Annotated in this window: 10 protein-coding genes and 1 pseudogene; 6 read left to right on the top strand and 5 right to left on the bottom strand. The window is 54.7% G+C overall.

What is annotated here, in order from left to right; genetic code table 11:
* Positions 1 to 264: 264 nt before the first annotated feature.
* From MWU63_RS19935 to MWU63_RS19920, 4 genes and pseudogenes are all read right to left on the bottom strand, one after another.
* A pseudogene (locus MWU63_RS19935) lies at positions 265 to 593 on the bottom strand (IS30 family transposase); the annotation flags it as partial.
* 181 nt (positions 594 to 774) lie between these two features.
* Complete coding sequence (locus tag MWU63_RS19930) at positions 775 to 1,455, bottom strand: hypothetical protein (RefSeq protein WP_247079699.1); 681 nt, start codon at positions 1,453 to 1,455, stop codon at positions 775 to 777.
* Between the two features lie 519 nt (positions 1,456 to 1,974).
* Complete coding sequence (locus MWU63_RS19925; protein ID WP_213891435.1) at positions 1,975 to 3,486, bottom strand: M81 family metallopeptidase; 1,512 nt, start codon at positions 3,484 to 3,486, stop codon at positions 1,975 to 1,977.
* Positions 3,483 to 5,120, bottom strand: coding sequence for an amidohydrolase (locus MWU63_RS19920; RefSeq protein ID WP_213891434.1), 1,638 nt, complete (start codon positions 5,118 to 5,120; stop codon positions 3,483 to 3,485). Before MWU63_RS19920 ends, MWU63_RS19925 begins: the two co-directional genes overlap by 4 nt.
* Before the next feature lie 146 nt (positions 5,121 to 5,266).
* Here MWU63_RS19920 and MWU63_RS19915 point away from each other — a divergent pair, with 146 nt between their 5' ends.
* The 6 genes from MWU63_RS19915 to MWU63_RS19890 all read left to right on the top strand — a co-directional run bounded on the left by MWU63_RS19915 (position 5,267) and on the right by MWU63_RS19890 (position 13,662).
* Positions 5,267 to 7,285, top strand: coding sequence for a CocE/NonD family hydrolase (locus MWU63_RS19915; RefSeq protein ID WP_246531873.1), 2,019 nt, complete (start codon positions 5,267 to 5,269; stop codon positions 7,283 to 7,285).
* A 74-nt stretch (positions 7,286 to 7,359) separates the two neighbouring features.
* Positions 7,360 to 8,913: an ABC transporter substrate-binding protein gene (locus MWU63_RS19910; protein ID WP_213891439.1), complete on the top strand. Its 1,554-nt coding sequence runs from the start codon at positions 7,360 to 7,362 to the stop codon at positions 8,911 to 8,913.
* 60 nt (positions 8,914 to 8,973) lie between these two features.
* Positions 8,974 to 9,918 (top strand): ABC transporter permease, encoded by a 945-nt coding sequence (locus MWU63_RS19905; RefSeq protein ID WP_213891432.1) that lies wholly within the window; start codon positions 8,974 to 8,976, stop codon positions 9,916 to 9,918.
* Positions 9,899 to 10,810, top strand: coding sequence for an ABC transporter permease (locus MWU63_RS19900; protein WP_247079697.1), 912 nt, complete (start codon positions 9,899 to 9,901; stop codon positions 10,808 to 10,810). Before MWU63_RS19905 ends, MWU63_RS19900 begins: the two co-directional genes overlap by 20 nt.
* A gap of 3 nt (positions 10,811 to 10,813) precedes the next feature.
* Complete coding sequence (locus MWU63_RS19895) at positions 10,814 to 12,847, top strand: ABC transporter ATP-binding protein (protein WP_213891430.1); 2,034 nt, start codon at positions 10,814 to 10,816, stop codon at positions 12,845 to 12,847.
* Between the two features lie 17 nt (positions 12,848 to 12,864).
* Complete coding sequence (locus MWU63_RS19890; RefSeq protein ID WP_247079695.1) at positions 12,865 to 13,662, top strand: 2OG-Fe(II) oxygenase; 798 nt, start codon at positions 12,865 to 12,867, stop codon at positions 13,660 to 13,662.
* 327 nt (positions 13,663 to 13,989) lie between these two features.
* On the opposite strand, the gene MWU63_RS19885 is transcribed toward MWU63_RS19890, so the two are convergent.
* Complete coding sequence (locus tag MWU63_RS19885; RefSeq protein WP_213891426.1) at positions 13,990 to 14,307, bottom strand: hypothetical protein; 318 nt, start codon at positions 14,305 to 14,307, stop codon at positions 13,990 to 13,992.
* Positions 14,308 to 14,440: the final 133 nt, after the last annotated feature.

Genomic DNA, 14,440 nt, shown 5'->3' with positions numbered 1-14,440 from the left:
CTTCAGCGCATCCTCATCCGAATACCGTTTCCGAGCCATCCCTTCTTCCTCCTGTGACACTCAAATAGTGGCTCAGTTTTAGGGGGCTAAGACACTGACACAATGCAGATTCTTTCCGAGTTCTTGATCTCTGACCCCGGACCAGAAAGGTTTACTGGGAACGACCCAAGGTCACGTCTTCCCCAATCCTACAACTTCCACTACCTGCCGATACTTCCCCTTTGGCCGCAGACGAGATCCACGCAAATCCGAGAGGTGAGGTAGTGGGGACTGTGGGTCACAAAAGTAGACGTCAATATTGGTGGTAACGGTAAATTTCCGATGCTCCGCCATCTCTGATCCACGATCCTATGTCAGCGACCGATAGAGCCCTTTTGGAAGCTTCCACGCCTGTTTGATGAGGGCCGTAATGACGCTTTAAGTGTCTTTGTTTTTCACATTCGACAGCACCACAAAGCGCGAATGGCGTTCAACCAGCATGGCAGTGTAGCTGTGTTGGTCCCCACATTCAAATCACCCTCCCAATGACGGGGGACAGCTCGATCCTCAATCTCTGGCGGACGTTTACTGATTGGGATCGCATCTTTGATCTTGAGCAGCTTAAGTCCCTTTTGGGTGGCGCATCGCACCAAAATCGCAATTTGATTGCCGCAAAGCGAAAACGGTGAAGGCAGTTGGAAGTTATTGACCAAAGCTCTGCGAACAAGGTTCTGTTCGACCTAAGCTAGAAAATGCCCGGCATTAGTCTCAAGGCAGGTTTGAAATTGACCTCCATCACACGCCGCTTTCAGGCCTACTAAAAACACTTTCCAAACCGTACATGCTCGCCGCAACAGCTGGACCTATTCCCAGAGCAAAAAGAACAGTTCCAATGCCAACGCTGCCACCCAATGCCCAACCCACGGATACCACTGAAAGCTCAAGACCACTGCGTACCCAGGCAATTGGCAGGTTTGTTAGCGTTTGCAGCCCTGTCATCAATCCGTCCCTTGGGCCCGCGCCCAAATTGGCAATTAAATACAGACCGCCACCAAACCCTGTCACCAGAATACCTGTCATGGCTTCACTGACTTTTAGGGCAAGGCTGTCGTAGGTAGGTAGGTACGGCAATGAGAAATCCAGTACCAATGCAATAATAATGGCATTTAAAATAGTTCCTATGCCGGGAGTTTGTCTGAGTGGAATCCAACAAAACAAAACGAATAAGCTGATTATGAAAGTGGCGAACCCGATACTCCAACCCGTAACAATCGTTATTCCTTGGGCAAATACAATCCATGGGCTTACCCCAACACCTGCTGCAATTATCAAAGCTTCTCCGAGACCGAAAAGAATGAGGCCTATTACAAGGAAAACCACTGAAATTAGAGGAGGAGCGATTGTCAGCGCCTTAGGTGAGCTCCAAAATAGGTTGGGCATCTTTTTTATGGATAGAAAACTTAGCTTTAGTCCCACTTAATCTCTTCCAAAATGATTTTCTAAAGCTTGTGACACGCACTCAAGAATTTCAGTCGTGGAATGTCAAGCGCAGCGCATACGTTCAGCTAAAGTTGCTCAGAACAGAATCGGGTTTGAGTTAGTTCAGTGCACTGATGTTGAAATCGTTACAATTCTCAAATCCTTGAGCAAACTGCTGTTGAGCGGCCCCACTTGAGCGGTCCAGATTGAAAGTTAGTGCATGATTGGCCTTTGGTCCATCGGGATGGTGGCCTCTGGCGCGGGTGAGCTCAAATGATTGGTTTCAGCGTATCGCGATATTCCGCGCCCGAAGGGTGGTTGGGAAACGGACCTTCGCAACAAGTGCGAACGAGTCGTTACCAATTTTTGACAACAACCTCATATTCCAATTTTGAGAACTACGCCTAGCTCCACGAAAAGTTGAAGTCCGCCCGGATCGTGATTTTACGAAGTGAAGAAAAAAGGAAATGGTGGCAATGGAAAATAATGTCGTGCTTGATAGTATTAAGCTGCCTGTTATCGGCGGTCGCTCAACATGCCCAACGGTTCAACGCGAACACCAGCGCGTAAATTTCGATATGGCACCTGGCCAAGGCGACAGGGGAAGAGCCCGGGAGAGTGCGCATTCAGGACAGCGGCGGAGATTGGTTCAAAATCTGCACGGAAGTGGACGGTGCTTTTGACGGTTACGATCTGCTGCGCGGCGGGATTGATCCCTATATGGGTGAAAATTGCCTGATCAAGGCACTGGCATCGATGACTGGAAACCACAACACGTACATCCGAAGAATCATCCAGCACGCGTAGCAGTGCCGTCGGGCCTGTTTCGGCTACGCTGCCTGCATACATCTCTCCTGTGAAGGAAAAGCGGCCATCGCTCAGCCTTTCGACCTGCAGGCGACCAGAAAACGGGTTCGGGGCCGAACCGGATTTTCCACCCAGTGCGCCCTCGATAATGCTACCACCACCGCTCGCGTGAGCCTGCGAAGCTACTTCTGGGTCACAAAGCATGCCAAGAATAACGCCTTCCGCTCCGCCTTCAACTAACGCACGCAACAGTCCGGTTGTGTCCGAGGTGCCACCGGCACCGGGATTGTCCTGCACATCGGCAATGATGACCGGTTTGTCTGATTTTGCCGCTATGGTTTTGGCTTTTTCTACTGCTTCCTGTGACGAGAGCAGAGAACAATCAAATTCGGACTCTGCACTCAGAAGATCGGTAAAAAGACTACCGACAATCGCGTCAGCATCTTTCTGGTTGTCGGCATAGGCCAGAATAGACGGGCCGGCATCATGAATGTCTGCTGCCGGGAAGCCCGCGGCCAACTCGGCCCAGCATTGCGGCGCAGGACCGACGGAGGCGACCTTGTCATACAAAGACTGAAAAGGCGCAGCGCCCGTGTATTGCGCCTGCAAGGGGATGAGAAAAGGCGCCTGACGATAGGCCTTGAACAAGCGGCCGCCCGACATCAGATGCTGCAGCGTTTGAAAGGCACGAGCGCCAGTTTCTGCCATATCAAGATGCGGGTATGTCCTGAAAATGGTGATACAAGAGGCGAGATAGACCATTTCTCGTGTCAGGTTCGCGTGCAGGTCGAGGCTTACTGATATAGGTATGTTTGGGCCCACCAAGTTGCGCAGACGTCTCAGCAACTCACCCTCGCCATCCTCGTGGCTTTCCGAAACCATAGCGCCGTGCAGGTCGAGATAGATACCGTCGATCTTTCCGGCATTCCGGACGCCTTCGAGGATCATGCCGGTGATGCTCTCAAAAGCTTCGTCGGCAACATGAGCGGAAGGCTCGGCTGAGCACCAGACTAACGGGATCAACTCTACCGATCCATCCTTGCGCGCTTCATGGACGAATCCGGCCAACGGTAGGTTGCTTCCTTTGGTGCCTGAAATCACCTCGGCGCCGCGCAATAGGCCGGGCCATGAATCGGCCATCTCGAAATCGCTCATCGTTGCGAGCGTTGCGCCAAATGTGTTTGTTTCATGCTGAAACCCGGCAATCACAATGCGTTTCATGTGAGTGTTCTTTCCCGTTGGTATACGGTTTTGCCGTTAACTATGGTTTCCTCGACCTTGATATCGCGCAGGCCCGCCGGATCGTTTAACGGGTTGCGGGACAGGATGGCGAAATCTGCGCGCTTTCCAGGTTCGATACTACCGCGTTCGCGCTCAAGAAAGACCTGCCAGGCTGCATCGATGGTGTGGGCGCGCAGCGCCTCGCGTGGGGTCAGGGCTTGTTCGGGTCCTAAAACGCTTCCGGTGGCTGAAGTGCGGTTGACCGCACACCACATCAGATGCAGGGGCCGTGTGGGTGTGACCTGCGCATCGTTGTGAATGGTGAAGCGGATACCACGATCAGCGGCCCAGCGGGTTGGACACATGTTGCGAACCCGGTCAGGACCGAAAGTTATGTCGCGGTGAAAATTACCCCAGTAGTAGAGATGCGCTGGGAAGAAGCTGGCGGTCACGCCAAGGCGTGCCATGCGGTCAAGTTGGTCCTCGCGTAGGATCTGGGCGTGGATCAGCGTATGCCTGTGATCGTTTCTGGGATCGGCCTCAAGCACATCCTCTAAGGCGTCGAGCAGAATGTCCGAGGTCGCATCGCCATTGGAATGTATGTGAACCTGAAAGCCTGCACAGTGGAGATGGCCGATCTTTTTCGCCATGTCTTCACGTGTGATCGAGGGTGGGCAGCGGAACCCCGGATCACCGTTGAAGGGTTTGAAATAGGGTTCGGTTATGCAGGCTGTCTGGATATGGAAAGAGCCATCGCCAAAAAGCTTGCGCGGCCCCAGCATTATCCGCCCTGCGGGGTTCTGGGGCGGCAGGTCGAGTCGGCCATCGCTAAGAGCTGGCTCCAAATGGCCAGCAGGCAAAACCATGCATTCAATGTCCGCACTGTTCTCTGCATCAATCCGCAGGAAATAGGCCAGCAGTTCCTCGGTTGCCCAGGCATTTTGGGCCAGCGCAACGCCATGCTCAAAATACTCGCGGGCGGCTGCTACATAAGCCTCTCGAAATCGCTCGAAGGTAACCTGAAATTCTGAATCGCCCAATTCGCCCATTGCGGCCATGCCCTTTAACATGCCGTTCAGGTCACCGGTTACCGAGTCGCGCCCAATCCAGCCACCTGCGAAATCAGGCGTGTCGCGGGTGACTCCACGGGCAGCTAATGCCCGCGAGTTTCCGACACCTGCATGGCCTGTGAAATGAATGACCCAAATTGGGTGTTTGGTCGAAACACGATCCAGTTCCAGACGTGTGGGAAAACGATTTTCGGCAAGCGCCGAGGGCTCAAAGAGTGAACCTATGACCCACTCTCCCTCAGGCGTTTTAGAAGCAAGATCGGAAAGCCGAGAAAAGACATCGCCCAAGGTCTTGCAGTTACCGATCGGGGGGGCAGAAAGATCAGCGCGCAGACGGCCGAGATAACCCGAGTCGGGGAAATGTCCGTGCGGGTCGATGAATGCGGGAATTAAGGTGCGCCTGCTCAGATCGCGACGTTGAGCACCTTCGCTTGCGCGACGCTCGATTTCGTCAAACGCACCCACCGAAACGATTGTTCCGTCGTCGGTCAGAACCGTTGTTGCGACATTGTCCGTATCGTCGACGGTCAGTACGGTCGCGTTAAAGTAAATAGTTTGGGTCATGGAAGAAAGGATTGCCCTAAGGGAAAGATCAGTTAAGAATGAAACGAACCGGTTGGTGAATCAAGCGCGAAGACGCTACGGATCGGGCAGTTTACGAGGCGAGAAATTGGACACGGAACCGGGCATGGGTCACCGGGGAGAGTGTGTTGAAGATTGTCAGTAATTTCCCTCGGGAAACCGAAATTTTAGATCCAGTGTTCATCGAAATGTCCGATGGCGTGCGGCTGGCTGCCAAAATCTGGTTACCTAAGAATGCCGTTGACGATCCAGTCCCTGCGATCCTGGAATACCTGCCCTACCGCCGAGGAGATGGCACGTCGGGGCGCGATGCACTGACGCATCCATACTTTGCCGGACACGGGTATGCCTGCGTACGGGTCGATATGCGCGGATCCGGCGACAGCGAAGGAGTGATGCTGGGCGAGTACCTTAAGCAAGAGCAAGATGACGCGCTTGAGGTGATCGACTGGATTGCATGCCAACCCTGGTCTACGGGTAAGCTGGGCATGATAGGGATATCCTGGGGTGGCTTCAACGGTTTGCAAGTGGCCGCGCGCAACCCCGAACCGTTGAAAGCTATAGTGTCGATCTGTTCCACTGATGACCGCTATGCCGACGATATCCACTACATGGGTGGCTGCATGCTTACGGAGAACCCCAGCTGGAACAGCTTCATGTTCTCAATCAATACCACACCGCCTGATCCGTCGATGGTGGGAAACAAGTGGGAAGAGTTGTGGCTCGACCGGCTGAAAGGTAGCGGGTTCTGGCTGGAAGAATGGATACAGCACCAGCGACGCGACGATTTCTGGAAACACGGATCGGTCTGCGAAAATTTTGCCGATATAAAGGCGGCGGTTTATGCGGTGGGCGGTTGGGCCGATGGCTACACCAACGCGGTGTTTCGCTTGTTGGCGGGGCTGGAATCGCCCTGCAAGGGGCTGGTTGGCCCTTGGGCGCACAAATACCCGCATTTCGCCAAACCCGGACCGGCGATCGGTTTCCTTCAGGAATGCCTGCGCTGGTGGGACCACTGGCTGAAGGATATCGACACGGGTATTATGGATGAGCCGCAACTGCGTGCCTGGATCGAAGATCCGGTGCCACCGAGCACTTATTACGAAACACGTCCGGGAAAATGGGTAGCCGAAGAGAGCTGGCCCAGCCCTCGGATCACGCCGCGCGTGATGCATCTTAGCCCTGGCGGGCTGAGTGCTGAAAAGGGTGCGACAGTCCCAATGACAATCAATTCACCCATGACCGTTGGCATGATGTCGGGCAGCTGGTGTGCATATGGGCTTGACCCTGACTTGCCGGGCGATCAGCGACCAGAGGCCGGCGGATCACTGGTATTCGACACGGCAGTTCTCGAAGAAACGGTGGAATTTCTCGGTGCGCCGGTGGTGACGTTGCAGGTCGCCAGCGACAAGCCGGTAGCGATGGTGGCAGCAGTCCTGTCGGACGTGTTGCCCGATGGAGCCGCGACACGGGTGAGTTATGGAATGCTGAACCTGACGCATCGCGACAGCCACGAACAACCAGAGGCGCTGGAACCGGGCAAGACTTATACGGTGAAACTTCAACTTAACGAAGCCGGACACCGGTTTGAGCCGGGAAACCGCATCCGCATAGCGCTTTCGACCGCCTATTGGCCGACGGCTTGGCCCTCTCCGGAAAAGGTGACGCTGACCATTACCACCAGGGAAAGCTCACTGACCCTACCGGTACGACAGGCAAGTGAGGCCGATGCTAATCTTCGCCCATTCGAAGAAGCCGAAGGTTCACCACCGCTCAACGCGACCACCCTGCGCGCGCCGGAATATGAGAATGCATTCATCACTGATATGACGACCGGTCTGGTGACTCATCGCCTCTGGGCCGATGAGGGCACCGTCACCTATGACGACCACAATGGATGGACCGTCGCGTCGGCCCACGAACAAAAGATTTCGGTCCATCCTGATGACCCACTGAGCACGGAACTAGACATCACCTGGACCGAAAATTTCAGCCGCGGTGCATGGGAAGTCTCGACCAGAACCCGAACACTTATGCGCTCTACCGCCACGCATTTTGTTATCCGGGGAGAGCTTGAGGCACATATGGGGGACGAACTTGTGCATAGAGAGGTATGGGAAAAGGATACGCCACGCGACCTTGTGTAAGCAATAGAACTGCTTTGTGAAACGCCCTGGACGGACTTCGGACAAACTAAAAAACATTGTTAGGGAGAAATAACATGACGAAAATTACGCAAACACGCAGGGGGTTCCTGCAGACCGCAGCCATCGCTGGTGCGGCGGGGTTGACAGGGACGTTTCCGGGCATCTCCTGGTCGGCCGAAGGTGACACGCTAACCGTGCGCTTCGACCGCGAGATGGAAAGCCTCGATCCCGGTTTTTATGTAGGGGGGCACCCGCCCAATGACGTGAACTGGTGTATCATGCCCGCTTTGGTGCATTTTGGCATGGTGGATGGTCAGGCGTCCTGGGTCCCCTCACCCTATGTTGAAAGCGTCGAGGTTGTAGATTCTACGCACATTGATTTTACGCTCAAGCAGGGCCTTATGTGGTCGAACGGCTTTGGTGAGGTAACGGCCGAAGATGTGGCCTATTCCTATGACCGAATGACCGAAAGTGAATGGAAAGGCGACTATGTCGCTTACGAGCGAACTGAGGTCAAAGATAAATACAGCGGCACGATCATACTGAACCAGCCCTTCGCGCCCTTTATGAATCTAACGCTGGCGTCCGGAACGGGCATTATCCTGTGCAAGAAGGCGACTGAAGAAGCGGGCGGCAAATACACCATCGAACCACCCGCGACCTGTGGGCCTTATGTGATGGAACACAAGCAGGCGCAATATGTGAGATTGCGACCAAACCCAGACTGGACCGGCCCGCTGCCGGCCTTTGCCAATATCGATTGTATTTTTGTGACCGACAGCGAGGCCGGTGCGCTGGCCTTCGAGGCTGGCGAACTGGATTGCGCCAAGATCACGTCAACCTCTTACGCTCGTTATCTCAAAGAGACCCCTCCGGGGGCAGCGCTGACCGTAGCGGGAGCGCTTCAGTACATGTGGATGGGGATCAATATCGAAAATCCCAAGCTGTCCGATATTCGTGTGCGGAAGGCTATCCAGCGCGCAGTCGACATCGATTCAATCGTCCAGGGTGCCTATTCAGGCACTGCTGAACCCTCTTATGGTATCATTTGTCCTGGATTGGTCGGTAAACGTGACGCGGCCGGTTACAGCTACGATCCGGCCGAAGGCAAGGCGCTGATGGACGAGGCGGGCGTTTCAGGGCTCAACCTGACGCTTCGGACGCTGAACAGCCCAGAACGTTTGCTGGCGGCTCAGATCATCCAGGTTAACCTTGCACAGATCGGTGTCACGGTCGAGATCATCCCGCTCGATTCAGGACCGTTCTGGGAGATGGGCCAGGAAAGCAAAGGCGATACATACAAAGATATGGAACTTTGGATCATGCGCTTTGGCGCTGGCCCAGACCCGTACGAGGCCACGCAGTGGTTCATACGCGATCAGGTCGGTGTCTGGAACTGGGAGCGCTGGAGCTCGGACGAGTTCGAAGAACTTTACAAGCAGGGCATCGGTGAAACCGATCAGGCCAAACGGCATGAAGTTTATGTCCGAATGCAGGAAATCATGGAGGAAACAGGCGGTTATGTCTGGCTAACCCATGAGCCGGAGGTCTTCATCCACCGTGATGATATCGACGCGAAATTCGCGCCATCGGGCGAGATGCAAATGGCGTACTTCGCGCCAAAGTGACGTAACACACAGCCGTGCTGCGGGCCTACTACAGGTCCGCGGCATGGTAAGGAATCTGGTATGTGGTGGTATCTTTTGAAGCGTCTGGGCCTATCGGTCGTCATCGTCCTGATGGCGATTGCTGCGCTTTTCGTGATGCTGCATTCGATTCCGGGAGACCCAGTGAGCATTGCGCTCGGACCACGGGCTACACCTGAGATTCAAGCGGCCTATGCCGAAAAGATGCATCTCGACCAGCCCCTTGCCTTTCAGTTCCTGATCTTTGTTGGCAACGTTCTTCAGGGTGATCTGGGCACTGATGTTTTTTCCAACCGCAGCGTCGGCCTGACGCTTTCAGAGCAATTGCCCTATACTATCACACTGGCAGTTGCCGCGTTGGGCTGGGCGATCGCGCTGGGCATTCCGCTGGGATGCCTTTCGGCAATCTGGCCCAACAGCTGGATCGATCGGGTAACCGGTGTCCTGTCTGTGGGTACTATTGCTGTTCCGTCCTTTCTGGTCTCGATATGGGCGATCCTTATCTTTGCCATCAGCTTGCGCTGGTTGCCTGTACTCGGTGCCGGGGATGAGGGCGATATCATCGACCAGTTACGCCACCTGATCCTGCCGGCCTTTGCTGTGGGACTTGGCTGGGTCGGTTACCTGGCTCGCATGGTGCGGGCCTCAATGCTCGAAGTTATGGGCGAAAACTATATACGTTCGGCCCGGGCCTTCGGTCTGACCTCACGTATGGTTGTGTTCCGCTACGCGCTGCCGGTGGCAGTTCTGCCAACCATCACGCTTATTGGTGTGGGGTTCGGCGGGCTTCTTTCGGGTACCGTCTTTGCTGAAATCATCTTTTCCCGTCCGGGTATCGGGCGGATCATATACGATATGGTGTTGGCGCGAAATTTCCCTGTGGTGCAGGGCGCCGTTCTGGTGACAATCGTGCTTTACGTGGTGGTGACGCTCATCGCTGATATTATTGTTTCATGGCTGGATCCCCGTGTCCGAGACTCACTCTGATATTCCGGGCCCGGTGCCCGCCGAAACCCCTGTGCCCGAACGGGGCTATAGTATGGGGCGCGAAAAGCTTATGCTTTTCCTGCGCAACGCGATGGGTGTGTTCGGGCTTATCCTAGTGTTATTGTTCTTTGCCAGCGCAATCTTTGCGCCGTTATTTGCCACGCATGACCCACTGGCGATGGATATACCAGCGCGCATGTCAGGGCCTTCAGCCGATCATTGGGTGGGAACCGACCAGTTGGGGCGTGATACCTTTAGTCGGGTCCTCTACGGCGGACGCGTAGCTCTGAAAATTGCCGCGATCGGTGTTACTGTTGCACTGACGACCGGGCTGATCCTGGGAATGGTGGCCGGATTCGGCCCGCGATGGCTAGACAATCTGCTTTTGCTTGTGTTTGACACGATCCGCTCTTTTCCAACTGTGGTTCTGGCATTGGCTGCGGTCGCGTTACTGGGGCCCAGTCTGGAACTGGTGTTAACCATTGTGATTGTGACCACGATCCCCGGATATGCGCGGCTTGCCCGTACTTCGACATTGGCCTTGAAGAATACCGAATTCATTCTGGCCGAGAGATCGCTGGGTGCCAGTACTGCACGTATTTTGTTTGTGCATATCATGCCGAATGTTATTGGACCGCTCTTGATTCTTGCTGCGATGGATGTGCCGGTTGTCGTGACGATCGAAGCAGGGCTGAGTTTTCTTGGGCTGGGTGTCCAGCCACCCACTGCCAGCTGGGGAACGATCCTGAACGAAGGTTATTTGATCATAAGGGACACGCCATGGATGGTGATTGCGGGCGGCATTCCACTTGTCCTGACAACGCTGGGCTTCACATTTTTGGGTGAGGCATTGCGGGATGTCTTCGATCCAAAGCTACGGCGGGGACGATAGGCAATGAAGGATCCGCTTCTCGATATCCGAAACCTTAATGTCGACTTCCGCACTCCACGAGGCCGCGTACATGCGTTGCGTGATGTGTCTTTCTCGGTACCGCGTGGAAAAAGTGTTGGTGTGGTGGGCGAAAGCGGTTCGGGCAAGAGCACGGTGATCTGGGCCGTCACTCAGCTTCTGGCGCGCAATGCTGTGGTCGAGAGTGGAGAGGTGTTGTTCGACGGCGAAGAGGTGCTAAGCTGGAGTGAGTCACAGATGATGGATGTGCGTGGCGAGAAGATCTCGATCGTCTTTCAGGATCCGATGACCTCGCAAGTGCCGGTGCTCAACTATGCCCAACAGATGACCGATATCCTTTACCGTCGCCGCGGGATGAGCATGGCGGAAAAGAAAAAGAAAGCCATCGAGATGATGCGGCGGGTCGGCATTCCTGACCCCGAAAGCCGCATCATTCAGTACCCACACCAGTTTAGCGGCGGCATGCGCCAAAGGGCCGGAATCGCAATGGCGCTTCTTATGGATCCGATGCTGCTGATCGCGGACGAGCCGACCACTGCTTTGGATGTAACGATGGAGGCGCAGATCATCCACCTAATGCGTGAATTGCAGCGCGAGTTTGAGGCGACGCTCATGGTCGTGTCGCACAATTTGGGCTTAATTGCCGAACTGTGTGACGAAGTGGTGGTGATGTATGCAGGCGAAGTGATCGAGAGCGGCGACGTGCGCGATATCTTTTACCGTCCGGCGCATCCTTACACACAAGCACTGTTAGAATGCGACCCGGCAAGGGAAGAAGAACGTGCGCGGTTCCTACCGGTTATCCCCGGGGATATTCCCGATCTGCATATGCCACCTCAGGGTTGCGTCTTTGCGCCACGCTGCCGGTATGCGGCTGAGAAATGCCATGACGTTGAACCCAAACCCACAACTTTGCCGGAGGCTGGGCATAACTCCCGCTGTCACCTTCTGGATGGAACAGTGACTGTACCTTCCGGCAAATCCAAGAGCGCAGAAACCCGCCGCGCCGACGACACAACGAGCCCGCGTCAGGTCGACGGTGCCGCGCTTCTTGACTTGTCAAACCTCAGCGTTCGGTTTCAGGTCATGGGCGCTGTTCATGCTCGGCTTACCGGTGTGAGCACTCCTTATGTCGATGCGGTGCTGGATGCTTCGCTTTCGCTTCGAAAGGGGGAAACGCTGGGACTTGTGGGAGAAAGTGGTTCAGGCAAGACGACACTGGGTCGCGCCATTCTCGGACTGGTGCCCGCGAAAACGGGGCAAGTATTGTTCGAAGGACAGGACCTGTTGAAACTACCGCCTGGCGCATTCAAGGCGCTCAGACGCGACATGGCGATGATGTTTCAGGATCCGGTGGGGTCGCTCAGTCCACGGCGCACGGTCAAGTCACTGATCACTGAACCTCTGGAAATTCATGGGCGCAATGGCAAAAACCTGGACGTTGAGGCCGAGCGGCTTTGCGATATGGTTCGGTTGCCCAAGAATTTCCTGTCACGCTATCCGCACGAGCTTTCGGGCGGACAAGCAAGGCGTGTCGGCGTAGCACGCGCTTTGGCGCTCAACCCCAGCCTTGTCATCGCCGACGAACCTACTGCGGGGCTTGATGTTTCAGTCCAAGGTGAGATTCTGAACCTGATGAGCGAGTTGCAGGCCGAACATGGTCTTGGCTATCTGATCATTAGCCATAACCTGCCCGTTATCCGCCATATCAGCGACAAACTAGCAATCATGTATTTGGGTCGACTGGTCGAACGCGGCAATTGCGAAGCGATCTTCGACAAACCCGCTCATCCCTACACAGAAGCATTGGTGCGTGGTGTACCGAAACCCGATCCTGATAAGCGTCGTACGCTTCTGTCGATCGAAGGCGAAGTCCCCAGCGTCACGAACCGCCCGCAAGGTTGCGAGTTCCACACACGTTGCAAATACGCGACTGATCTTTGCCGAACCGAAAGACCCGATGAGCAGATGCTGTCTGACGGGCGCATCCTGACTTGCCACCATCCACTGGCCATCTGAGAAAAGAGGATACCGAGATGAATGTCGTACCCCCGATCAATTTCGATCTCTACCCGATCGAAGACGCAGCGGCGATGGCCAAGATCGTTGCAAAAAGCCGTGAACAGCTTGACCGCGACCAATATTGTTCACTGCCCGGTTTTCTGACTGATGCGGCTATCAAAGAAGCTGCAGCCGAAATAGCGTCGCTTAAAGCTCAGGCAAACCCCGCCAATTCTAAGCGAAACTGTTATCTTCAGCGGCAAGGCGATCCGTCGCTGCCGCCCGACCACCCGCGCAACATCATGCATCACGCAAGTTACCGAATGATCGCGGCTGATCTGTTGCCTGCAATTTCTCATCTGAAGACCCTGTACTTCTGGGAACCGTTCCAGAAAATGGTCGCAGGAATCGTGGGCGAGGAAACGCTGTACCCCAACGAGGATCCGCTACAGCCAGTAAACGTGATCTGCTATGCCGAGGGGGACCAATCGGCCTGGCATTACGATTCCACAAATGCTTTTACCATGACACTGATGCTGCAGGCAGCAGAAGCGGGGGGAGATTTCGAGATGGCACCGAATACGCGGGTTAAGCCAGGTGACGAAGACATCCCATATATGAGAGAGGTTTTGACAGGGCAGAGCGACCAGGTGAAATCAGTAGGCCGTGCGCCGGGGGAGTTAACGATTTTCCGTGGCTGCAACTCGCTGCACCGCGTGTCCCCAGTTAAGGGTCCGCGCGACCGATTGATGGCTGTATTCGTCTATGAGACAATGTCGGGCATCAAGGGCGACCCAGAAGTCAACATGACTGTTTATGGACGCAAAGCATAAGAAACAATTCGGCGTTCGGAGAGTTTGATCCTACAGTCCGCGCTTTGGTATTCGAGACGGCGAACGTTGTTTACTCCGTAAACTGGAAAACAGATTAACTGAAAAAACAATGTAAACAGATCAAGCTGTTAGATGACACTTATTCTTTCTGCACCCGGAAGAAGCTGGTACGTAATTTGGTGTGTGAAAGCAGATCAATACACGCGATGCGGGGATTTGTAGTGTTGATAGCAAGTTAAGCTAGTAGGCCGAAACACAACTAACCAACAATCAGGACCTCGCTTCGGCGGAATCCACTCTTTCGGAGGAAAATTAGCCTTAGGTTGGTCAATACGATCCAGTGAAGGAAAGGTCTGCCGACTCAGCAGCACCTTGCTGGGCGGGAACGACTTCCAGTCTTGGTTGGCCAACGAAAAAACCCAGACCGATACCACAGCGGACATAAGCGGTGTTTTCGTTTGTTGTATCAACGACAGTTTGACGCTGTACTTCGGTTGTCGCGCTGACTATATGGCGACCTTTTGGGACATCGACGAAGAACACACCTTTCGCGACACAGCGGCCTGCTGCGTTACCATCGATACTTACGATTGGCTTTACTGCAGCACCCATTACGCCAGGCCGATAGACGACAACGCGGCTCATACCTTCTTGCGGTGCCGCACGGAGGTTGGCAGTTTCAGAAAGCTGATGGAAAGCATTCTCAAGGATGCTCGAAACCTAGGCGCAGAAAGCGTTCTATTGGACACAGGCATCTACGACACGGCGGCGCAGGCTT

The sequence above is a fragment of the Pseudohalocynthiibacter sp. F2068 genome, from assembly GCF_023015645.1.
Classification (GTDB): Bacteria; Pseudomonadota; Alphaproteobacteria; order Rhodobacterales; family Rhodobacteraceae; genus Pseudohalocynthiibacter; species Pseudohalocynthiibacter aestuariivivens.
The sequence above is the reverse complement of the archived record's forward strand: the minus strand, read 5'-3'. Positions and strand labels throughout refer to the sequence as shown.

Excerpts from the sequence above, each read along its gene's own strand:
- MWU63_RS19885 (WP_213891426.1), bottom strand. The coding sequence starts at position 14,307 with ATGAGCCGCGTTGTCGTCTATCGGCCTGGCGTAATGGGTGCTGCAGTA.
- MWU63_RS19925 (WP_213891435.1), bottom strand. The coding sequence starts at position 3,486 with ATGAAACGCATTGTGATTGCCGGGTTTCAGCATGAAACAAACACATTT.
- MWU63_RS19890 (WP_247079695.1), top strand. The coding sequence starts at position 12,865 with ATGAATGTCGTACCCCCGATCAATTTCGATCTCTACCCGATCGAAGAC.
- MWU63_RS19910 (WP_213891439.1), top strand. The coding sequence starts at position 7,360 with ATGACGAAAATTACGCAAACACGCAGGGGGTTCCTGCAGACCGCAGCC.
- MWU63_RS19895 (WP_213891430.1), top strand. The coding sequence starts at position 10,814 with ATGAAGGATCCGCTTCTCGATATCCGAAACCTTAATGTCGACTTCCGC.
- MWU63_RS19905 (WP_213891432.1), top strand. The coding sequence starts at position 8,974 with ATGTGGTGGTATCTTTTGAAGCGTCTGGGCCTATCGGTCGTCATCGTC.
- MWU63_RS19920 (WP_213891434.1), bottom strand. The coding sequence starts at position 5,120 with ATGACCCAAACTATTTACTTTAACGCGACCGTACTGACCGTCGACGAT.